This window comes from Vibrio sp. S12_S33 (genome assembly GCF_963889785.1).
Lineage (GTDB): Bacteria > Pseudomonadota > Gammaproteobacteria > Enterobacterales > Vibrionaceae > Vibrio > Vibrio aestuarianus.
Genome location: NZ_CAWPQZ010000002.1, coordinates 26,184 through 48,501 on the forward strand (window position 1 = coordinate 26,184; position 22,318 = coordinate 48,501).

Annotated in this window: 19 protein-coding genes; 11 read left to right on the forward strand and 8 right to left on the reverse strand. The window is 44.1% G+C overall.

Features of this window, described 5'->3' with window-relative positions:
* Window positions 1-12 precede the first annotated feature (12 nt).
* The 7 genes from xerD to lpdA all read left to right on the forward strand — a co-directional run bounded on the left by xerD (window position 13) and on the right by lpdA (window position 10,942).
* Window positions 13-921 carry a site-specific tyrosine recombinase XerD gene (gene xerD / locus AACW06_RS01245; RefSeq protein ID WP_053311329.1) on the forward strand — a complete coding sequence of 303 codons (909 nt, stop codon included), beginning with the start codon at window positions 13-15 and terminating at the stop codon, window positions 919-921.
* A 16-nt stretch (window positions 922-937) separates the two neighbouring features.
* Window positions 938-1,714: a bifunctional protein-disulfide isomerase/oxidoreductase DsbC gene (gene dsbC, locus AACW06_RS01250; RefSeq protein ID WP_192073663.1), complete on the forward strand. Its 777-nt coding sequence runs from the start codon at window positions 938-940 to the stop codon at window positions 1,712-1,714.
* 43 nt (window positions 1,715-1,757) lie between these two features.
* Window positions 1,758-3,497, forward strand: a complete 1,740-nt coding sequence (gene recJ / locus AACW06_RS01255; RefSeq protein WP_192073664.1) for a single-stranded-DNA-specific exonuclease RecJ — start codon at window positions 1,758-1,760, stop codon at window positions 3,495-3,497.
* A 383-nt stretch (window positions 3,498-3,880) separates the two neighbouring features.
* Entirely contained in the window at window positions 3,881-4,648 is a 768-nt protein-coding gene (pdhR, locus tag AACW06_RS01260; RefSeq protein WP_053311326.1) for a pyruvate dehydrogenase complex transcriptional repressor PdhR, read from the forward strand.
* Between the two features lie 53 nt (window positions 4,649-4,701).
* Window positions 4,702-7,362, forward strand: a complete 2,661-nt coding sequence (gene aceE / locus AACW06_RS01265; protein WP_192073665.1) for a pyruvate dehydrogenase (acetyl-transferring), homodimeric type — start codon at window positions 4,702-4,704, stop codon at window positions 7,360-7,362.
* 19 nt (window positions 7,363-7,381) lie between these two features.
* Window positions 7,382-9,250, forward strand: a complete 1,869-nt coding sequence (gene aceF, locus AACW06_RS01270; RefSeq protein WP_192073666.1) for a pyruvate dehydrogenase complex dihydrolipoyllysine-residue acetyltransferase — start codon at window positions 7,382-7,384, stop codon at window positions 9,248-9,250.
* Between the two features lie 264 nt (window positions 9,251-9,514).
* Window positions 9,515-10,942: a dihydrolipoyl dehydrogenase gene (gene lpdA / locus AACW06_RS01275; protein ID WP_168523296.1), complete on the forward strand. Its 1,428-nt coding sequence runs from the start codon at window positions 9,515-9,517 to the stop codon at window positions 10,940-10,942.
* A 74-nt stretch (window positions 10,943-11,016) separates the two neighbouring features.
* Here lpdA and AACW06_RS01280 read toward each other — a convergent pair whose 3' ends face one another.
* A complete protein-coding gene (locus tag AACW06_RS01280; RefSeq protein ID WP_192073667.1) occupies window positions 11,017-11,634 on the reverse strand; it encodes a LuxR/HapR/OpaR family quorum-sensing transcriptional regulator in 618 nt (205 codons plus the stop codon).
* Between the two features lie 327 nt (window positions 11,635-11,961).
* Here AACW06_RS01280 and hpt point away from each other — a divergent pair, with 327 nt between their 5' ends.
* A complete protein-coding gene (gene hpt, locus AACW06_RS01285) occupies window positions 11,962-12,492 on the forward strand; it encodes a hypoxanthine phosphoribosyltransferase (protein ID WP_192073668.1) in 531 nt (176 codons plus the stop codon).
* Window positions 12,493-12,705: 213 nt separating this feature from the next.
* On the opposite strand, the gene can is transcribed toward hpt, so the two are convergent.
* Window positions 12,706-13,374: a carbonate dehydratase gene (can, locus tag AACW06_RS01290; RefSeq protein ID WP_053311320.1), complete on the reverse strand. Its 669-nt coding sequence runs from the start codon at window positions 13,372-13,374 to the stop codon at window positions 12,706-12,708.
* Between the two features lie 277 nt (window positions 13,375-13,651).
* Here can and AACW06_RS01295 point away from each other — a divergent pair, with 277 nt between their 5' ends.
* The 3 genes from AACW06_RS01295 (at window position 13,652) to AACW06_RS01305 (ending at window position 17,132) form a co-directional block, all read left to right on the forward strand.
* Entirely contained in the window at window positions 13,652-15,304 is a 1,653-nt protein-coding gene (locus AACW06_RS01295; protein WP_192073669.1) for a solute carrier family 23 protein, read from the forward strand.
* Between the two features lie 134 nt (window positions 15,305-15,438).
* The gene (locus AACW06_RS01300) at window positions 15,439-16,359 is read left to right on the forward strand and encodes an ABC transporter ATP-binding protein (RefSeq protein ID WP_192073670.1); all 921 of its coding nucleotides are present in this window, start codon (window positions 15,439-15,441) and stop codon (window positions 16,357-16,359) included.
* A 2-nt stretch (window positions 16,360-16,361) separates the two neighbouring features.
* Window positions 16,362-17,132: an ABC transporter permease gene (locus tag AACW06_RS01305; RefSeq protein WP_168523291.1), complete on the forward strand. Its 771-nt coding sequence runs from the start codon at window positions 16,362-16,364 to the stop codon at window positions 17,130-17,132.
* 76 nt (window positions 17,133-17,208) lie between these two features.
* Here the strand turns inward: AACW06_RS01305 and panC are convergent, their stop codons facing one another.
* The 6 genes from panC to dksA form a co-directional block, all read right to left on the reverse strand.
* Window positions 17,209-18,090 carry a pantoate--beta-alanine ligase gene (panC, locus tag AACW06_RS01310; RefSeq protein ID WP_192073671.1) on the reverse strand — a complete coding sequence of 294 codons (882 nt, stop codon included), beginning with the start codon at window positions 18,088-18,090 and terminating at the stop codon, window positions 17,209-17,211.
* Between the two features lie 11 nt (window positions 18,091-18,101).
* Window positions 18,102-18,896: a 3-methyl-2-oxobutanoate hydroxymethyltransferase gene (panB, locus tag AACW06_RS01315; RefSeq protein WP_168523289.1), complete on the reverse strand. Its 795-nt coding sequence runs from the start codon at window positions 18,894-18,896 to the stop codon at window positions 18,102-18,104.
* A complete protein-coding gene (gene folK, locus AACW06_RS01320) occupies window positions 18,893-19,402 on the reverse strand; it encodes a 2-amino-4-hydroxy-6-hydroxymethyldihydropteridine diphosphokinase (protein ID WP_192073672.1) in 510 nt (169 codons plus the stop codon). Before folK ends, panB begins: the two co-directional genes overlap by 4 nt.
* A complete protein-coding gene (gene pcnB, locus AACW06_RS01325; protein WP_192073673.1) occupies window positions 19,399-20,760 on the reverse strand; it encodes a polynucleotide adenylyltransferase PcnB in 1,362 nt (453 codons plus the stop codon). Before pcnB ends, folK begins: the two co-directional genes overlap by 4 nt.
* A 106-nt stretch (window positions 20,761-20,866) precedes the next feature.
* Window positions 20,867-21,736 carry a tRNA glutamyl-Q(34) synthetase GluQRS gene (gluQRS, locus tag AACW06_RS01330; protein WP_192073674.1) on the reverse strand — a complete coding sequence of 290 codons (870 nt, stop codon included), beginning with the start codon at window positions 21,734-21,736 and terminating at the stop codon, window positions 20,867-20,869.
* 72 nt (window positions 21,737-21,808) lie between these two features.
* On the reverse strand, window positions 21,809-22,252 hold the full coding sequence (gene dksA / locus AACW06_RS01335) for an RNA polymerase-binding protein DksA (protein ID WP_192073675.1): 444 nt from the start codon (window positions 22,250-22,252) through the stop codon (window positions 21,809-21,811).
* Between the last annotated feature and the right edge of the window lie 66 nt (window positions 22,253-22,318).

Consider the following 22,318-nt stretch of genomic DNA (forward strand, 5'->3'; position numbering starts at 1 on the left):
CTGAGGTTTGATGTGGCAGAGCATTTTTCTCCTGACCAAGGAATTGTCGAACAATTTTTAGATGCGATGTGGATGGAACGCGGTTTATCAGAAAATACGCTCTCTTCGTATCGCAATGATCTGACGAAACTATTGCAGTGGATGCAGCACGATAACTATCGCCTCGATTTTATTAGTTTGTCTGGGTTACAACAGTATCAAGCGTGGCTTGCTGATCAAGACTACAAGCAAACTTCACGGGCGCGTATGCTCTCGGCGATTCGTCGTTTGTTTCAATACCTGCACCGAGAGAAAATTCGCGCCGATGATCCGAGTGCTTTGTTGGTCAGCCCTAAGCTGCCGCAGCGTTTACCAAAAGATTTGTCAGAGCAGCAAGTGGATGCGCTGCTTAATGCGCCAGATACCAACAATCCGCTCGAATTGCGCGACAGAGCCATGCTTGAACTATTGTATGCCACCGGGCTGCGTGTCACTGAATTAGTGTCACTCACCATGGAAAACATCAGTTTGCGCCAAGGTGTCGTGCGAGTGATTGGTAAAGGCGGAAAAGAGCGTTTGGTTCCAATGGGAGAAAATGCGGTGGATTGGATTGAAACTTTTCTCCACCAAGGGCGGTCTGCATTATTAGGGGAGCAGACATCCGATATCGTTTTTCCGAGCAAACGCGCACGGCAGATGACTCGCCAAACATTTTGGCATCGGATTAAACATTATGCAGTGATCGCGGAAATTGACGTTGAAAAACTCTCGCCGCACGTATTAAGGCACGCTTTTGCCACTCATTTGCTTAATTACGGAGCAGATCTACGGGTTGTGCAAATGCTGCTTGGACATAGTGACTTATCAACCACGCAAATTTATACTCACGTCGCCACAGAGCGACTCAAACAATTGCATAGCGAGCACCATCCAAGGGCTTGAATAAAGGTGAACTTACATGAGCGTATTACGCCAATTGACTCTACTTACATTGCCATTTTTCGTTGCAGCGTGTAACGCTGAAGAAACCACCACAGCCCCACAAACGGCACAAATCAAGCAAGTTCAATCTATTGATAAAGGCGTTTTTGAACAACGTTTTTCAAAACTAGGTTTGCAAGTGGTTGATGTTAAAGCCTCTGATGTCGAAGGTTTAGTTGAAGTACAAACTTTGGGCGGCATTTTATTTGCTTCGCCTGATGGCCGTCATTTTATTGCTGGAACATTGTATCAATTAGATGAAAATGGTGGTTATGTCGATGTATTGGCAAAGCGTCAAGCACCGCTGAACGCGGCTAAAATTGAAACTTTCAAAAACAGCATGATCGAGTACAAAGCGGCAGATGAAAAATACATTGTTACAGTATTTACTGACATTACTTGTGGCTACTGCACACGTTTGCACAGCCAAATGGCAGGCTATAACGAGCTTGGTATTACTGTGCGTTACATGGCTTTCCCTCGCCAAGGCACGACTGGTCAAGTTGCCGAACAAATGGCCGTCATTTGGAGTGCCGATGATAAAATGGCAGCGATGAATGAAGCGAAAATGAATCGTGGCGCACCTCAAGCCGGTGAAAATATCGATCAGGCGAAGCAGACGATCGCGCAGCATTATCAGCTTGGACGTGAATTGGGTATCAGCGGTACACCAGCGATATTCTTACCGAATGGTGAAATGGTCGGAGGCTATTTGCCGCCAGCTCAACTATTGCAACGCCTTCAACAGCTTTAATAACTTAGGAGTCAGGCTTGAGTTTACTCAAGCCTGCTGATTTATGATTGAGATAAAACGCAGACCTGAACCAGATCTTTCACAACTTCCCGATACTCTCCCTTCCTTGCTGAAACGCATTTATATCAGTCGCGGTATTACCAGTGTCGAGCAACTGGATAAAGCTGCCAAAGCCTTACATTCTTACCAGAAATTAGGGGGCATTGAAGAAGCGGTTAAATTGCTGTTTAACGCAATTCAGCAACAACAGCGCATTATTGTCGTTGGGGATTTCGACGCTGATGGGGCAACCAGTTCGGCGCTTTCGGTTTTAGCACTGCGCATGCTTGGTAGTCATAATGTGGATTACCTAGTACCTAACCGTTTTGAAGATGGATATGGCTTAAGCCCTGAAGTGGTTGATCAAGCGATTGAGTTGGGCGCGCAGGTGATCATGACAGTAGATAATGGTGTTTCATCAATCGAAGGTGTGCGCTATGCCAAACAACAAGGGTTAACCGTATTAGTGACGGATCATCACTTGCCTGGGCATGTCTTGCCGGAAGTCGATGCAATGGTTAACCCCAACTTACAAAGCTGTGCATTTCCATCGAAAGCTTTGGCGGGGGTTGGTGTTGCGTTTTATTTGATGATGGCATTGTGTGTTCACATGCGTAAATCGGGCTGGTTTAATGAACAAGGAATGGCAGAGCCAAAATTGATGGAGTTGATCGATCTCGTCGCGCTTGGCACCGTTGCTGACGTGGTACCGCTTGATGAAAATAACCGTATTCTCGTGCATCAAGGTTTACAGCGTATTCGTGCTGGGCACGCAAGGCCGGGGATCCAAGCTTTGATCGAAGTGGCCAAGCGTGATGCGCGACGTTTGGTTGCCTCTGACTTTGGTTTTGCTTTAGGCCCAAGGATAAACGCTGCTGGTCGTTTGGATGATATGTCTTTCGGTGTCGAGTTATTGATGAGTAATAACATTCACGCGGCACGCCGGATGGCGAATGAGCTTGATGGCTTAAATCAAACGCGCAAAGAAATCGAAGAAGGCATGAAACAAGAAGCGTTGGCTTTTTGTGAACGCTTACAGCTTGGCGAAAATACACAATTACCGCATGGGTTAGTACTGTTTCAACGAGATTGGCACCAAGGTGTGATTGGTATTTTAGCTTCGCGCATCAAAGATAAATATCACCGACCTGTGATTGCGTTTGCGGATGGTGGCGATGGAAATATCAAGGGGTCATGTCGCTCTGTGGTCGGCTTACACATGCGCGATGCTTTGGATCGGATTGATACGCAACACCCCGGTTTAATTGCCAAATTTGGTGGTCACGCAATGGCGGCAGGTTTAACCATTGCCGAAAAAGATTTTGAACGCTTTGCGAGTTTGTTTGATCAGGTGGTGCGAGAAGGGTTAGATGAGGCGGCATTAAAAGGTGTGATTTTGTCTGACGGTGAATTAAAGCCCGAAGAATTTTCTATGCATACCGCTGAAATGCTGCGTGCTGGTGGGCCGTGGGGACAAGCGTTTCCTGAACCCCTCTTTGATGGCGAATTTAAACTCTTGCATCAAAAGTTGGTCGGAGAAAAGCATTTAAAATTAATGCTTGAACCGTTATTCAAAGGTCATCCGACCAATATTATGATCGATGGTATTGCGTTCAATGTTGATTTAAGACGTTGGCCAGATGCATCTGTGAAAACCGTTCGGCTTGCTTATAAGCTCGATATCAATGAATTTCGTGGTAATCAATCGCTGCAATTGATGATTGATCATCTAGAAGCGAAGTAATGTCGACTACTGATGCCGCATCACAGTGGCATCAGTAGTGATTGATTATATTCAGCTTTTTTATTTTCTTTATGCTGCCTTTCTCAAGCTTTTTGCTCTTGAGCAACGATCTGTAATGAATCAACGACCCTTAACCTAATTTATTTATCGTGTGATTGGGTATAGTAGCCCGTTCATTCCCCATCTGTATTGATTATGTAATTGGTCTGACCATTATCTTTTCTGTTTTAACTTATTAATGTTATCGGTGTGTTTAAATGTGACCCGTTCTATGATTTAGGTCAAGTTTTGGCTGGACATCTGCATTTTAATTATGTTAATTTCTGCACCAACTTGAAATTGGTATTACCAATTGACTGCAAAGAGTAGAAGAATAATAAATTATGGCTTATCAAAGGATTCGTCAGCCAAAACTCTCCGATGTTATCGAACAGGAGTTGGAAAGGTTGATAGTGGAAGGAACACTCTCTCCGGGGCAACAATTGCCACCAGAGCGAGAACTGGCAAAACAGTTCGAAGTGTCGCGTCCCTCTATCCGAGAAGCTATTCAACGTTTAGAAGCCAAGCGCCTATTAACTCGGCGTCAAGGTGGTGGAACGTTTGTTAGCGAGAATATCTGGAAAAGTTTTTCTGATCCTCTGCTAAATTTATTGTCTAGCCACTCAGAAACTCAGCTCGATTTACTTGAATCGCGACACGCGATGGAGGGTATTTCTGCCTATTTTGCAGCTTTGCGTGGTACTGAGGAAGATTTTGCTCGAATTCAATCCTGCTTAGCTAGAATTGGTGAGCAACAAGCAAAGAAAGAGATTGAAGCAGAAGCGTCCGCGGTGGTTGAGTTTTTAGTCGCTCTCACTGAAGCTGCACACAATGTGGTGCTTTTGCATATTGTCCGTAGCCTTGCTCCATTGCTTGAGCAAAATGTTCTACAGAATTTAAAGCTATTACACCGCCGCCATGAAGTGGTGGAGAAAGTAAGTAAACACCGAGCTAATATCGTGGATGCGATTGTTTCTGGTCAGCCGGAAAAGGCGCGTGAAATGTCACATTCTCACTTAGCTTATATCGAAGAAACACTGTTGGATTTGACCAAAGAAGAGTCTCGCCGTGAGCGTTCTTTACGTCGAATTCAACAAGGTAATGAGTCGTAAATTAGCGACTCATTGCTTGTTTATAGATCCAACCAACAGAAGGATAGATCTCCATGTCTGACATGAAGCATGACGTAGATGCACTGGAAACTCAGGAATGGCTAGCAGCCCTTGAGTCAGTTGTACGTGAAGAGGGTGTAGAGCGTGCTCAGTTTTTACTAGAGCAAGTTTTAGACAAAGCACGTCTAGACGGTGTTGATATGCCAACTGGTATTACTACCAACTACATCAACACGATTCCTGCAGCACAAGAGCCAGCTTACCCAGGTGACACAACGCTTGAGCGTCGTATTCGCTCAATCATCCGTTGGAACGCGATCATGATCGTTCTACGTGCATCGAAAAAAGACCTTGAGCTTGGCGGCCACATGGCGTCATTCCAGTCTTCTGCTGCGTTCTACGAAACATGTTTTAACCACTTCTTCCGTGCTCCTAACGAAAAAGATGGTGGCGACTTGGTTTATTACCAAGGTCACATCTCTCCTGGGATCTATGCACGTGCTTTTGTTGAAGGCCGTTTAACTGCTGAACAACTAGACAACTTCCGTCAAGAAGTGGATGGCAAGGGTATCCCTTCATATCCTCACCCTAAATTGATGCCTGAATTCTGGCAATTCCCGACCGTATCTATGGGGCTGGGTCCTATCTCTGCTATTTACCAAGCTCGCTTCCTTAAATACCTAGATGGCCGTGGTATGAAAGATACCAAAGAGCAACGTGTTTACGCGTTCCTAGGTGATGGTGAAATGGACGAGCCAGAATCACGCGGTGCAATCTCGTTTGCCGCTCGTGAAAAACTCGATAATCTATGTTTCCTAGTCAACTGTAACCTACAGCGTCTAGATGGCCCTGTTATGGGTAACGGTAGCATCATCCAAGAACTAGAAGGCCTATTTAAAGGCGCTGGTTGGAATGTGGTTAAAGTTATCTGGGGTGGTAATTGGGATTCACTACTGGCAAAAGACACATCTGGTAAGCTTCTTCAACTAATGAATGAAACTATCGATGGTGACTACCAAACATTCAAATCTAAAGATGGAGCGTATGTACGTGAGCACTTCTTTGGTAAATACCCAGAAACCGCAGCACTTGTTGCAGACATGACTGATGATGAGATCTTCGCGCTTAAGCGTGGTGGTCATGATTCATCTAAACTGTACGCGGCATTTAAAAATGCACAAGAAACCAATGGTCGTCCTACTGTTATCCTAGCGAAAACAGTAAAAGGTTACGGCATGGGTGAAGCGGCAGAAGGTAAGAATATCGCACACCAAGTTAAGAAGATGGACATGACTCACGTACTTCATTTACGTGACCGTCTAGGCCTACAAGATCTGCTAACTGACGAAGCGGTAAAAGAACTGCCATACTTAACGCTGGAAGAAGGCTCTAAAGAGCACGAATATCTACACGCTCGTCGTAAAGCACTAAAAGGTTACACGCCACAGCGTTTGCCTAAATTCACAGAAGAATTAGTGATTCCACAAGTTGATGAATTCAAGCCACTACTTGAAGAGCAGAAGCGTGATATTTCAACAACAATGGCATTTGTTCGTGCATTGAATGTTCTGCTTAAAGATAAAAACATTGGTAAAAACATTGTGCCAATCATTGCCGATGAAGCGCGTACATTTGGTATGGAAGGTCTATTCCGTCAAATCGGTATTTACAATCCACACGGTCAGAACTACACCCCTCAAGATCGCGATATCGTTTCTTACTATAAAGAAGCAACATCAGGTCAGGTACTACAAGAAGGTATCAATGAGCTAGGTGCTATGTCTTCATGGGTTGCGGCTGCAACATCATACAGTACTAACAACCTGCCAATGATTCCGTTCTACATCTATTACTCCATGTTTGGTTTCCAACGTGTAGGTGATATGGCGTGGATGGCGGGCGATCAACAAGCTCGTGGTTTCTTACTGGGTGCAACAGCTGGTCGTACAACGCTTAACGGTGAAGGTCTACAGCACGAAGATGGCCACTCGCACATCATGGCGGGTACGGTTCCTAACTGTATTTCTTACGATCCAACCTTCGCTTATGAAGTGGCGGTAATCATGCAAGACGGTATCCGTCGTATGTATGGTGATCAAGAGAACGTGTTCTACTACCTAACTCTGATGAACGAAAACTACGCAATGCCAGCAATGCCAGAAGGCGCTGAAGAAGGCATTCGTAAGGGTATTTACAAGCTAGAAACTTACACTGGTTCGAAAGGTAAAGTTCAGCTAATGAGCTCTGGTACTATCATGAACGAAGTGCGTAAAGCGGCTCAAATCTTAAGTGATGAGTACGGTATTGCTTCTGATGTTTACTCGGTAACGTCATTCAATGAAGTGACTCGTGATGGCCAAGCTTGTGAGCGTTACAACATGCTTCACCCTGAAGCGCAGGCACAAGTTCCTTATATTCAAACAGTAATGGGCAGCGAACCTGCAATCGCAGCAACGGATTACATGAAAAACTACGCCGAGCAAGTGCGTGCGTTTATCCCTGCTGAGTCTTTCAAAGTGCTTGGTACGGATGGTTTTGGTCGTTCAGACAGCCGCGAAAACTTACGTCGTCATTTCGAAGTAAACGCAGGTTATGTTGTGGTCGCAGCGTTAACTGAACTAGCGAAACGTGGCGAAGTTGAGAAATCTGTCATTGCGCAAGCAATTAAGAAATTCAACATCGATACTGAAAAAACAAACCCGCTATACGCTTAATTGAAGGTAGGAAAGAATAATGGCAATCGAAATTAATGTACCTGACATTGGTGCGGATGAGGTTGAAGTTACTGAAATTCTTGTCAGCGTTGGCGACAAGGTTGAAGAAGAACAGTCTCTTATTACTGTAGAAGGCGATAAGGCTTCTATGGAGGTTCCTGCCTCTCAAGCAGGTATTGTTAAAGAAATCAAAATCGCTGAAGGTGATAAAGTCTCTACTGGTTCATTGATCATGATCTTTGAAGCAGAAGGTGCAGCAGCGCCCGCAGCAGTTGAAGTAGCTCCTGCAGCAGCTTCTGTGGCAGCATCAGCAAGCGATCTTAAAGAAGTACATGTTCCAGATATTGGTGGTGATGAAGTAGAAGTCACTGAAATCATGGTCGCTATCGGCGATGCAATCGAAGAAGAACAATCTCTATTGACGGTTGAAGGCGACAAAGCTTCTATGGAAGTGCCAGCGCCATTCGCAGGTACGCTGAAAGAGATCAAAGTAGCAGCAGGCGATAAAGTAACGACTGGCTCTCTAATCATGGTATTTGAAGTTGCAGGCTCAGGCGTAGCTTCGGCTCCTGCTGCTGTTGCTGCACCAATGGCGGCAGCTCCTACCGCTTCTGCAGCGAAAGAAGTCAACGTTCCAGATATCGGTGGTGATGAAGTAGAAGTGACTGAAATCATGGTGGCCGTTGGCGATACCGTGGAAGAAGAGCAATCTCTAATCACGGTTGAAGGCGACAAAGCTTCAATGGAAGTGCCAGCACCGTTTGCCGGTGTAGTGAAAGAAATCAAGATTGCAACAGGCGATAAAGTATCGACTGGCTCGTTAATCATGGTCTTTGAAGTAGCAGGTGCAGCACCAGTTGCAGTTCCTGCTCAAGCAGCGACACCAGTAGCACCAAAAGCTGAAGTGACTAAACCAGCGACAGTAGCAACCGCTGAGTTTGAAGAGAACAATGAGTATTCTCATGCTTCTCCAGTTGTTCGTCGTCTTGCACGTGAATTTGGCGTTAATCTATCTAAGGTGAAAGGTTCTGGTCGTAAGAGCCGTATCCTAAAAGAAGATGTGCAAAATTATGTGAAAGAAGCGCTTAAGCGTCTTGAATCTGGTTCGGCAGCAGCGGCTTCTGGTAAAGGTGATGGTGCAGCACTTGGCCTCCTACCTTGGCCAAAAGTTGATTTCAGCAAGTTTGGTGAAACTGAAGTTCAGCCACTTTCTCGTATCAAGAAGATCTCGGGTGCTAACCTGCACCGTAACTGGGTGATGATCCCACACGTTACCCAATGGGATAACGCTGATATCACCGAGCTTGAGAATTTCCGTAAAGAGCAAAATGCGATTGAAGCGAAGAAAGATACAGGCATGAAGATCACGCCACTCGTATTCATCATGAAAGCTGTAGCGAAAGCTCTAGAAGCGTTCCCAGCATTTAACTCTTCACTTTCTGACGACGGCGAAAGCTTGATTCTGAAGAAATACGTAAACGTGGGGATTGCGGTTGATACGCCAAATGGTCTCGTTGTTCCTGTCTTCAAAGATGTGAACAAAAAAGGCATTTACGAGCTATCAGCTGAGCTTGCTGAAGTATCGAAGAAAGCACGTGCTGGTAAACTGACAGCGGCAGATATGCAAGGCGGTTGTTTCACTATCTCTAGCCTAGGTGGCATTGGTGGTACTGCATTTACGCCAATCGTCAATGCGCCAGAAGTGGGTATTCTTGGTGTGTCTAAATCAGAGATCAAGCCAGTGTGGAACGGTAAAGAGTTCGAACCACGCCTACAACTTCCACTCTCTCTATCATACGACCACCGTGTGATCGATGGTGCGGAAGGTGCACGCTTCATCACTTTCCTAAATGGTGCATTATCAGACATTCGTCGTCTGGTTTTGTAAGCCAAGTTTAGTTAATGATAGGGCGGCGATTAAGCCGCCCTCGTTAACACGAATAACAAGACAATTGGATTACGAATGCTTTTTCCTAATCGAATTGTCGTCTAGCTCACAGGCTAAATGGATTTACTTTTCACACCATTAACATCTCTGTAAACTGTTGCGGTCTGAAAAATATCTCGTTTTAAGTAATTCGTTTTTAATAACAAAACAAATAGATAGAACACCCACTCAGCCTGTTAGGGATAATGACTACAAGAGGTCAAAATGAGCAAAGAAATCAAAGCCCAAGTGGTAGTGCTTGGTGCCGGTCCTGCTGGTTACTCCGCTGCATTCCGCTGTGCAGACTTAGGTCTTGAAACAGTACTTATTGAACGTTACAGCACCCTTGGCGGTGTGTGTTTGAACGTGGGTTGTATCCCATCTAAAGCACTACTTCACGTAGCGAAAGTTATTGAAGAAGCGAAAGCGCTTGCTGAGCACGGTATCGTATTTGGTGAACCACAAACTGACATCGACAAAATTCGTCTTTGGAAAGAAAAAGTGATCAACCAATTGACAGGCGGTCTTGGCGGTATGGCTAAGATGCGTAAAGTCACCGTTGTTAACGGTTTTGGTAAATTTACTGGCCCTAATGCTATCGAAGTTGAAGGTGAAGACGGCAAAACCGTGGTTAACTTCGATAACGCTATCGTTGCTGCGGGTTCTCGCCCAATTAAACTACCATTCATTCCTCATGAAGACCCACGTATTTGGGATTCAACTGATGCACTTGAACTGAAAGAAGTTCCTGGAAAGCTGTTGATCATGGGTGGTGGTATTATCGGTTTGGAAATGGCGACGGTTTACCACTCGCTTGGTTCTAAGATTGATGTGGTTGAAATGTTTGACCAACTTATCCCAGCGGCGGATAAAGACATGGTTAAAGTTTACACCAAACGTATCAAAGACAAATTTAACCTGATGCTTGAAACGAAAGTGACGGCTGTTGAAGCGAAAGAAGATGGTATCTACGTTTCAATGGAAGGCAAAAAAGCACCAGCGGAAGCTGAGCGTTATGATGCAGTCCTTGTTGCTATCGGCCGTGTACCAAATGGTAAGCTGATGGATGCTGAAAAAGCAGGTATTGAAGTGGATGAGCGTGGCTTTATCAATGTGGATAAGCAAATGCGCACGAATGTTCCTCATATCTTCGCTATCGGTGATATTGTTGGTCAACCAATGTTGGCTCACAAAGGTGTGCATGAAGGTCACGTAGCGGCAGAAGTTATTTCAGGTAAGAAACACTACTTTGACCCTAAAGTTATCCCTTCAATTGCGTATACTGAGCCAGAAGTCGCTTGGGTTGGTAAAACTGAAAAAGAAGCGAAAGCAGAAGGCATTAGCTACGAAGTAGCGACATTCCCTTGGGCAGCTTCTGGTCGTGCAATCGCTTCTGATTGTGCAGACGGTATGACCAAGCTTATTTTTGATAAAGAGACTCATCGCGTTATTGGTGGTGCTATCGTTGGTACTAACGGTGGTGAGCTGCTGGGTGAGATTGGTCTTGCTATTGAGATGGGTTGTGATGCAGAAGATATCGCATTGACGATTCATGCTCACCCAACGCTACACGAGTCTGTTGGTCTTGCGGCTGAAGTGTTTGAAGGTACGATTACTGACCTTCCAAACGCGAAAGCGAAAAAGAAAAAGTAATGACCTAATCGTCAGATAAAGAAAAACCGCTGAAGTCAGCGGTTTTTTTATGCTACTTATTAATTAATAAGCCATTAGTGATCTTTTTTGTAGATACATAACATATCTAGGTAGCTTTTCACTAGCATGCGCATGCTTTCTTCATTCGGTAGGCGATTGGCCTGAATAAAGAGCGAGTAGCAGATACCGTGGAAAAGTGTCGCCAGATCTTCAGGATCATGTTCGTTGCATACTTCACCACGTTCTATAGCCTTAATAAACATATTCTTGACTAGTAATTGATTGGTGCGGTTTGTAGAAACAAACAGTGGCCAAACTTCTTCACGTGTTGAAGCACTCCACTCAAACCACACTTTTAGCCAGTGGCAGTCATTAACCACAAGGCTAACCATGGCGGTAGTAATGCTGGTTAAGTTCTCTTTTGCGTGCAGATCAAGGTCGATATTATCAGCGAGGAAGTTAGAAAATTGACATACAACGTGCGTTAATACGTCATCCACTAAATCTTCGCGAGTTGGGAAGTAATTAAACACCGTTGCAACAGAAACTTGTGCAATTTCAGCGATATCAGCATGACCACCACGACCAATACCTCGTTTTGCAAACACTTCAAGAGCGATTTCCATCAATTGAAGTTTACGCTTTTGTGGTGATAAGCGCGTTCTGGGGCGTTTCTCTATAGATGTATCCATAATTTTTAATCCTTACCATTTGACGTTTTGTATTGAGCTTTTTGCTCTAATGATTATTTTATTAATTGCTTTGAAAGCTCCATGAGTGTACTGCTGCATATCATATAGGTCAAATAATATGAGCCTATTTTTTGTCCAATTTTGTTAAATATAATTGAACAAATGATTTTATTGTTTTAATTGAAATTAATGATGATATGAACAAGGTAAGTCTCATTTAACTATCTCGCGCAGCGATGGTATTATATGTACCAAGCTAGTTACGCGATGCCATCATTACGTAAACAGTGATCGTAAGCGTGTCGCATTACCTAAAAAGAGAACAGTATGAAGCATACAGTTGAAGTGATGATTTCTGAGGAAGTTGTTCAGGAACGAATTCGTGAATTAGGCAAACAGATCACCGAATATTATCAAGGTAGTGAAGATCTGGTCATGGTTGGCTTGCTACGTGGTTCCTTTGTATTTATGGCAGACCTTGCTCGTAACATTAATTTGGTTCACCAAGTCGATTTTATGACGGCATCTAGCTATGGCAATACAATGGAAAGCTCACGTGATGTTCGCATCTTAAAAGACCTGGATGATGACATTAAAGGCAAAGATGTACTGTTGGTTGAAGATATTATCGATACGGGTAATACTTTGAACAAAGTAAAGGAAATCCTTTCGCTGCGTGAACCTAAGTCGATTCACATTTGTACTTTGCTTGATAAGCCTTCACGCCGTGAAGTACCTGTAGATGTTCAATGGATTGGTTTCGAAATTCCTGATGAGTTTGTGGTGGGTGTCGGTATCGATTACGCACAAAAATATCGCCATTTGCCGTTTATTGGCAAAGTTGTGCCACAAGAGTAACTTGGCGAAAGATATGATACCAATTGTAGTAAATAACTGTTCATCCTAGCTGGTTAAAATGCTCGATAACTGCGTTAGAATTTTGATTGTAGAATAACTACTTATCGAAAAATTCCGCCTTGTTTTCAAGCCTTTTCCCTCCGCTATTTCTGATCACTTATTTACTGTGATTGGTATGATAAAGAGCCCACTATTGAGTGGGCTCTTGGTATTCTAGCGACACAACAGCTCGTGATTGGGGTTTAGGATTTTTTCCATCGCTTTTTGATAGGTGTCATTCACCCGTTCGCGTGAGTTGCAACGCACGCCAAGATATTCTAAGCGTCCATCTTCAATACCGTACACCACGCCGTGCAGTTCTACATCTTGACCGCGCTCCCACGCATTTTGTAGGACCGTGGAGTTACCCAAGTTATACACTTGTTCAGCAACATTGATTTCACAAAGCTTGTCGGCTTTATTTTGTTCGGGTATAGCATCTAAATAGGTGCGATGTTTCAGGTATAAGTCACGAACATGCAACAACCAGTTGTTGATCAAACCTAGTTGTGGATTATCAATCGCTGCATTCACACCACCACAGTCATAGTGTCCGCAGATAATGATGTGTTTTACTTTCAATACATCAACCGCATATTGCACCACAGAAAGACAATTCAAGTCGGTATGAATTACCTGGTTTGCGACGTTGCGATGCACAAACAGTTCACCCGAATAAAGCCCAGTTAAACGTTCCGCAGGTACGCGACTGTCAGAGCAACCAATCCAGAGAAAATCAGGGTCTTGCCCTTGAGCTAGCTTTGCAAAGTACTCAGGACGTTCTGCTTTAATCGATTCAGACCAACGCGAGTTATTTTCAAAAAGCTGTTTAAGTTCTGGCATCTCACTTCCCTTAAAATAGACCAAATTGCATCAATAGTAATGCTCAAGAATAAATCTGACTATACACAATGTTACAATTTCATTCTCTTATAAAATGAAGAAAAAGACACTCATCTGACGAGTTCTTGCATGAAAAATCATGAACTTAGCTAGTTTTCATTTGCTGAGTCAATATTAGCTCAAATTATCGTTAATTAACGGTTAATAATTGTGATTAACATTTGCTACAGTGATGTGATTTTGATTTTGATTTTGATTTTGTACAAGGAGTGCATAAGTGTTTGAACGTCGTTTTGCCAATATTGATTTGAAAGGTGATTTGTTTGGTGGAGTGACAACGGCCATTATATCATTGCCTTTGGCGTTAGCTTTTGGTGTTGCTTCGGGCGCTGGTGCGGAAGCTGGGCTTTGGGGCGCGATCATGGTCGGGTTATTTGCTGCTTTATTTGGCGGCTCATCAACCTTGATATCAGAGCCTACCGGACCGATGACGGTCATTATGACTGCGGTCTTAACCAGCATGGTTGCTAGCTATCCAGAAACTGGACTAGCTATGACCTTTACTGTTGTGATGATGGCGGGGGCATTTCAGATATTGCTTGGAACCCTAAAGCTTGGAAAATACATTACATTAATGCCATACAGTGTGATATCTGGCTTCATGTCGGGTATTGGTGTCATCCTCATTATTTTGCAACTTTCACCACTGCTTGGCCAGGCAGCCCCTGCGGGGGGGGTGATGGGAACATTATCTGCATTGCCAGACATCATCAGCAACATGAAGTTTAATGAACTGTTTTTGGGTTTGCTCACTCTTGGTATTCTATTCTTCTTGCCCAATAAATACCGAAAATACGTTCCCGCACAACTGGTTGCTTTAGTGGCAGTGACGTTAATTTCTGTATTGCTATTTAACACTGAAGATATTCGACGTATTGGCGTGATACCGGCTGGTTTGCCTTCACTGGTGATCCCTACTTTTAATGCTGAAATCTTCACAACCATGGTTATTGATGCGTTAGTGCTAGGCACACTAGGTTGTATTGATACCTTACTGACCGCGGTGATTGGTGACTCTTTAACACGTAAAGAGCATGACTCAGATAAGGAGTTAAGAGGGCAAGGGCTTGCCAATATGATTTCAGGGTTATTTGGTGCGTTACCGGGCGCAGGGGCAACGATGGGGACGGTGACTAACATTCAAGTGGGAGCGCGCTCACCTTTATCAGGAGTTGCTCGTGCTGTGGTGCTAGCGTTAGTTGTGTTAGTGGCTGGTGGTTTAACCGAACCTATCCCGATGGCGGTTTTAGCGGGTATTGCTGTCTATGTCGGGTTCAACATTCTCGATTGGAGTTTCATTCAACGCGCGCATAAAGTTAGTGTGCAAGGCATGGCTATTATGTATGGCGTTATGCTGCTGACGGTATTTGTTGATTTGATTGTGGCGGTTGGCTTAGGCGTATTTATCTCTAACATCTTAATCATTGAACGTTTGAGCCGCGAGCAAGCGCGTCAGGTTAAAGCGATCAGTGATGCTGATGAGAACGATGTGCCCTTGACTGACAGCGAGCGCTCTTTGCTTGAGAAAGCCAATGGCAAAGTGCTGTTCTTTTATCTCTCCGGCCCAATGATCTTTAGTGTTTCTAAAGCGATATCTCGCCAGCATAACCACATTAGCGACTATGAAGCGATGATCCTTGACCTTACCGATGTGCCGATGATTGATGTGACGGTTGGCTTAGCGTTAGAAAATGCGATCAGAGATGCGCTAGATGCGAAATGTGTGGTTTATCTGTTGTGTCCGAATATACAAACCAAACAACAGCTAGAGAAGTTCCACATCTTAGATTTAGTGCCGAGTGAGCAGACTTACTCTTTCCGTTATGAAGCGTTAAATGCGGCTGTAAGTCATGTAACCCAATCTAACTAGTTTGGGGTGATAACCTTAAGAGCGCAGATCACTTGGTCTGCGCTTTTTATTTCATTAATTTCTAATGTTGGGTTGAAAAATGGTGGGTTAAGTGGCACATCTAACAAGTTAAAGTCACAAAGAGTGATCATTGAATGTACGCATTAGAAATAGAACAACTACGCAAAACCTACACAGGTGGTTTCGAGGCCCTAAAAGGGGTGAGCTTGCAGGTAAGAAAGGGTGATTTTTACGCACTGCTTGGACCTAATGGGGCTGGAAAATCGACAACTATCGGTATTATTTCATCCTTGGTCAATAAGACTTCCGGTAACGTAAAGGTTTTTGGCTACGATATTGATAAAGATCTGGAACTTGCTAAGCAAAATATTGGCTTAGTTCCTCAAGAATTCAATTTCAACCAATTTGAGAGCGTTGAGCAGATTGTAATGCAGCAGGCTGGTTATTACGGTGTTGCTAAATCGCTAGCGAAAGAAAGAGCGGAAAAGTATTTATCTAAGCTCGATCTGTGGGAAAAACGTAAAGAACGTGCACGAAATCTTTCTGGTGGTATGAAACGCCGCTTAATGATTGCTCGCGCTTTGATGCATGAACCCAAACTGCTCATTTTAGATGAACCGACGGCTGGTGTGGATATTGAGTTGCGTCGTTCAATGTGGGAATTTCTTAAAGAGATCAATGCACAAGGCATTACCATTATTTTGACCACGCACTATTTAGAAGAGGCTGAAATGCTGTGCCGCAACATCGGCATTATCAACCGTGGTGAGTTAATCGAAAATACCTCAATGAAAGATCTGCTCGCGAAACTGCAGTTTGAGACCTTTATTTTGGATTTGGCTGACGATTCACCGTTGCCTCAGTTAGCTGGCGTTGTTTCACAAACCATGGTTAACGGTTCGTTAGAAATCGAGTTAGAGAAAACCAGAGGGTTGAATTCAGTGTTCGAGCAATTAACGCAGCAAGGCGTGACAGTATTGTCAATGCGCAATAAAGCTAACCGCTTGGAAGAGCTGTTTGTCAGTATTGTGCAACAGCAGAGTCGAGGTCAGTAATTATGTATCGTTTGTATTGGACAGCTTTTTGTAGCTTGTTGAGCAAGGAAATAAACCGCTTTACGCGAATTTGGGTGCAGACCTTAGTGCCACCAGCTATTACCATGACGCTTTATTTCATCATTTTTGGTAACTTGATTGGCTCGCGAATTGGTCAAATGAATGGTTTTAGCTACATGGAATATATTGTGCCGGGCTTAATCATGATGTCGGTGATCACAAACTCTTATTCCAATGTTGCTTCTTCTTTCTTTAGCGCGAAATTTCAAAAAAATATTGAAGAGTTACTGGTTGCCCCCGTTCCCAATTACGTGATTATTGCAGGGTTCGTTATGGGGGGCGTAGTGCGAGGTTTATTAGTCGGAGCCATCGTGACTTTTGTTTCGTTGTTTTTTGTTGATCTACAAGTGGATCATTGGGGCATTATTGTTGCGACGGTATTTCTCACGTCAGTAGTGTTTGCTTTAGGCGGCATGATTAACGCGGTGTTTGCTAAGACATTTGACGATATTTCGATTATTCCGACTTTTATACTCACGCCATTAACTTATTTAGGTGGAGTCTTTTATTCGATAAGCCTACTGCCGGATTTTTGGCAAGGAGTATCGAAAATCAACCCAATAGTTTATATGGTTAATGCGTTTCGCTATGGTTTTCTTGGGGTTTCTGATGTGGGTATCGTGACTTCCTTTAGCGTACTGGGGGTTTTTGTGGTCGCGTTGTATGCGGTCGCTCACTATCTTGTATCACGTGGTATTGGTCTGAGAAGCTAGTACCAATCGTAGTCAATAATTGCTAATAAAAAGGTCGACGCAATGTCGACCTTTTTTTAATTCAGCAGGTTGGAGATTATTCTTCTTCAGGATCGGCTTTGCTTTCTACATTGAAATCTACGATTTGGTTATCAATCAAACGGGCTTGGCCTAAAAAAGCTGAAACTAAAATCACTGCTTGAGTTGTCTCGGCTGAGATAACTTGCAGAGTTTTAGCGTCGCGAATGAATATCTCATCCGGTTGTAAGCCTGCAGCGCGCAGTTGATCACTCGCATCTTCAATGATCGATGCATAGTCATCACGTCCACCACGCATTGCACTGCTGATCCAACGCATAGTGCGTGCTAGCACTGGAGCGCGTTGGCGTTGATCGAGTGTAAGCAGGCCATTGCGTGAGCTCATGGCTAACCCGTCCATTTCGCGCACGGTTGGAACACCAATAATTTCAATATCCATACATAGGTCATTAACCATCTGACGAATAATGGCCAATTGTTGGAAATCTTTTTCCCCAAAACAAGCGACATTAGGTTGAACAATATTGAATAGTTTAGCGACAATGGTTGCTACACCACGAAAATGTCCTGGTCTTGAAGCGCCTTCGAGCATATGCGATAGCCCTGGTACTTCAATAAAGGTTTGTTTGTCTAAACCTTGTGGATATATAACTTCTGGGGTTGGAGTAAAGACAAAATCAACGCCTTCCGCGTTAAGTTTACTTAAGTCTTCATCTAATGTTCTTGGGTAGTTGTTTAAGTCATCTGCACGATCAAATTGCATTGGATTGACAAAAATACTGACCACGACCACATTTCCCTCTTCACGAGCTTTACGCACTAGGGTCAAGTGGCCTTCATGTAAGTTGCCCATGGTTGGTACAAAAGCGACTCGGCGACCATCACGCTTATACTGTTTGATCTGCTCGCGAAGAGCTGAAATGTCAGCAAAAGTTTGCATGAATATCTCCTTTAGGCAATGGTATGAGCATCATCAGGGAAGGCTGCACTTTCTACATCTTGGATGTATTGTGCAACGGCTTTACGCATATCACCTGTTTCAGCAAGGAAGTTTTTCGAGAATTTTGGCATGTAATTCGCCGAAATTCCAAACATATCGTGCATTACTAAAATTTGACCATCTGTTACATTACCTGCACCAATACCAATTACTGGTACCTCTAGGACTTCAGTAATGCGCGCGGCAAGGCTAGCAGGAACACATTCTAGTAATACAATTTGAGCGCCGGCATCTTGTAGTGCTAATGCATCTTTTACCATGCGATCGGCTTTTTCTTGATCTCGGCCTTGTACTTTATAACCGCCAAAAATATTGACTGATTGAGGGGTTAAACCCAAGTGAGCACAAACTGGAACCGCACGCTCTGTCAGCATTTTTACGGTATCCACTAACCAGTCGCCACCTTCAATTTTCACCATGTTTGCACCAGCTTGCATGATTTTGGCTGCATTTTCGCATGCTTGCTCTGGTGTGGCGTAGCTCATGAAAGGCATGTCGGCCATCAGTAAGCAGTTTGGGCTGCCTGCACGCACACTGCGAGTGTGGTAGGCGATCTCATCGACCGTGACGGGCAGAGTATCAGTTTTACCTTGCAGTACCATCCCTAACGAGTCACCGACGAGTAAAACTGGCATTTCTTGGCTTTCAAAAAGTTGTGCAAAACTGGCGTCATAAGCCGTCACTGACGCAAATTTACGACCTTGTTGTTTCCATTGAACTAGGTCGTTGATCGTAATTTTTTTCATTTGATGTCCTTACTAGGCGTTGGCGACTGCCAAATACTGAGCCCATTACGATCGACTTGGTTTAAAAGTTCGTTGAGCTCAGCCCCATCAGGGAGTTGTATATTTGGTGCGATTTCAGCGAGCGGATAAAGTACGAATTCTCGTACTTTCATTCCATAATGAGGAATGGTTAGACGCTCGGAATCGATCACCTCATTGCCGTAAAGAAGAATATCTAAGTCGAGAGTTCTTGGCCCCCAACGTTCATCTTTACGGACGCGCCCCTGTTCCAACTCGATACGTTGTGTGCAATCAAGCAGTTCAAGTGGCGTTAATTCAGTTTGGACTTTAACTACAGCATTGATGTAATCGGGTTGATTTTGCGGCCCCATTGGCGTGCTGCTGTAAAGTTCAGATGTTGCAATAAATTCAGACTTCGGTAGACATTTCAGAGCATCAATCGCTTGTTTTGCTTGTGTGACGGGATTGCCTAAATTGCTACCAACCGCAATATAAACCTCGATCATGATTCAGGCTTACTCTTCTTAGTATTGCGTGGGCTTTTGCGGCGACGGAAGCTAGGTTTACTGGTACTGCCACCTAAATCGTTTGTCATCGCTTGGCGCATATCACGACCCGCGCTTTCAAAAGTTGCCCACCAATCAGCTAGTTTTTTCGTTTCTCCGCCTTCAATTTCACTACGCATTTGTAGGAAATCAAACCCTGCTCGGAACTTATTGAGTTCCATTAAGCGGAAAGCACGCTTGCCATTGCGACGAGGTAGTCGTAGCTGAAGCTGCCAAATCTCGCGGATAGTTGCCGTATGACGGCGAGGTATGGCCAGTGTTTTGACCACTTGATCAAGAATCAAATTGCTCGCTTCCATTACCGCATCGTAATAAGCAAAATTACGTTGTTCCATTAACTCTTCGGCCAGATGCACGGTTGGATACCAGAAAATAGCCGCGAACATAAAGGCTGGATTAATGCGTTTACCTTCTTCAATGCGTAGGTCGGTAGAGTCCAAGACGAGATCAAGCATTTGCTCTGTCTGTGAGTCGTATTCCGGTGTGAAATTTTGAGCAATTACTGGAAACAACTGTTGGAACAAGTTGTACTCACGCATTAAGTGATAAGTCTCTAAACCATGACCCGTTTGCAGCATTTTGAGTGATTCTTCGTACAGACGTGCTGCCGGAATATCTCTCAGTAAGGGGGCAAGGTGTTCGATTGGATCGGCGGTATCTTCTTCAATATCAAAGTCGAGCTTGGTCGCAAAGCGTATAGCACGCAACATGCGAACTGGATCTTCGCGATAGCGAGTCTCAGGGTCACCAATTAAACGAATCAGTTTATCTTCTAAGTCATCAACGCCGCCAGCATAATCATGAATACTGTAATCTGCGATACTGTAGTACATGGCGTTGATGGTGAAATCACGACGCTCGGCATCTTCATCAATCGTACCGTAGACGTTATCACGTAAAAGCATACCTGCTTCCGATTGTGCGGAAACATTTTGCGTCGGCTCTTGATGATGGCCGCGAAAGGTTGCTACTTCGATAATATCTCGGCCAAACATAATATGCGCTAAACGGAAGCGACGACCTATTAATCGGCAGTTACGAAACAGATGGCGAATTTGCTCTGGCGTTGCATTGGTGGCGATATCAAAATCTTTTGGTGTTTCACCAAGCAGTAAATCACGTACTCCGCCACCGACTAGGTACGCGTCAAAACCTGCGCCATGAAGTCGGTATAGCACCTTTAGCGCATTATCGCTGATTTGCTTGCGCGAAATATTGTGCTCTTGACGAGTGATAATATTTAGAGCTAAGTCTTGGTAAACGCGGTTTTCGCGTGGTGTATAGTCGTTTTTATTCATGTGCATCTGGCAATGATTGGTTTGGCCAACCTTGCTTTTTAAAGTAAAAGTGCCCGATAGGGACGATTTTGCGGCTAATAATAGCGTAAGGATAGCCTTTTGAGAATCACGGTGTGATCTCGATCTCCCGAGGGAGTTGTTCAATATGCCAATTTTGGCAGCCCCATTGGATGATTTCTTCGATTGAGGCGTCGCTAATCTCTTGTTTTATATCGAACCCTAAGAATCGCATTGCATTAAGTAATGTGGGTTTGGGATTCAGAATATCAATCGCCATGGCATGATTTTGTTTCGATAATTTATTACCGCTTCCGTCCATGGCTAATGGAAGATGTAGATAGCTTACCGGAGTTTTATGTAAGCAATGATACAGGCTGATTTGTCGCCCCGTTGGCTCAATTAAATCCGCGCCGCGTACCACTTCTGTTACTCCTTGATCGATATCATCAAGGACAACGGCTAGATTATAAGCGAATAAACCGTCTCGTCGCTTAATAATGAAGTCTTCTTCTGCCAATGCCTTAGGAATGTGAATTTCGCCATGTTTTTGATCGAAAAATGATTCTATCGGCATGTCGACGCGCAATCTTACCGAGCAATCGCTAGCGAATGAAAGCTTTTTATGACGGCAGGAGCCTAAATAGAAGCCACCTGCTTGTTTAATTTGCTTACGTGTACATTGACAGTAATAGGCTTGTCCAGTCGTTAACCAGAGATCAATTTGGCTTTGATATAACGCATGGCGTTGGCTTTGGTAGACGACTTCACCATCCCAGAGCAGTCCATAAGCTTCAATGGCTTGCAATATTAATGAGGCTGCACCGGGCATTTCTCTTGGTGGATCCAGATCTTCAATACGAACCAGCCATTGGCCGTGTTGGGATTTTGCTTGAAAATAGCTACCTAGCGCTGCGATCAGCGAGCCAAAATGCAGTGGACCAGAAGGTGAAGGGGCAAATCGTCCAATATAGTTCATCGCGATTCATCCAAGTGGGAAGGGAATAAAACAAAAAGGGAGCTTAAGCTCCCTTTATTAACATTGCTAGGATTAACCTTGCATCTGTTTTTCTTTAAGCTCTGCAAGCGTTTTACAGTCAATGCAAAGGTCTGCAGTTGGGCGAGCTTCTAGGCGACGTACGCCAATTTCAACGCCACAAGACTCACAGAAGCCGTAGTCATCTTCTTCAATCTTGCTCAGTGTTTTTTCAATTTTCTTGATCAAACGACGTTCGCGGTCACGGTTACGTAGCTCTAAACTGAACTCTTCTTCTTGAGAAGCGCGATCAACAGGATCTGGAAAGTTTGCCGCTTCATCTTTCATGTGGTTAACCGTGCGTTCAACTTCGTCACGAAGTTGGCTACGCCAAGCGCCTAAAATTTTTGTAAAGTGAGCCATCTGCTCAGGTGACATATACTCTTCACCTGGTTTTTCCTGGTACGGCTCAACACCTGCAATGGCTAGGATGCCTATCGCTTTTTTCTTCTCTGGCATACAGCGTCTCCTACTAACACCTAGTCAACTGCGTGAGCAGCTAATTTGAGGCGGGTATCTATAGCA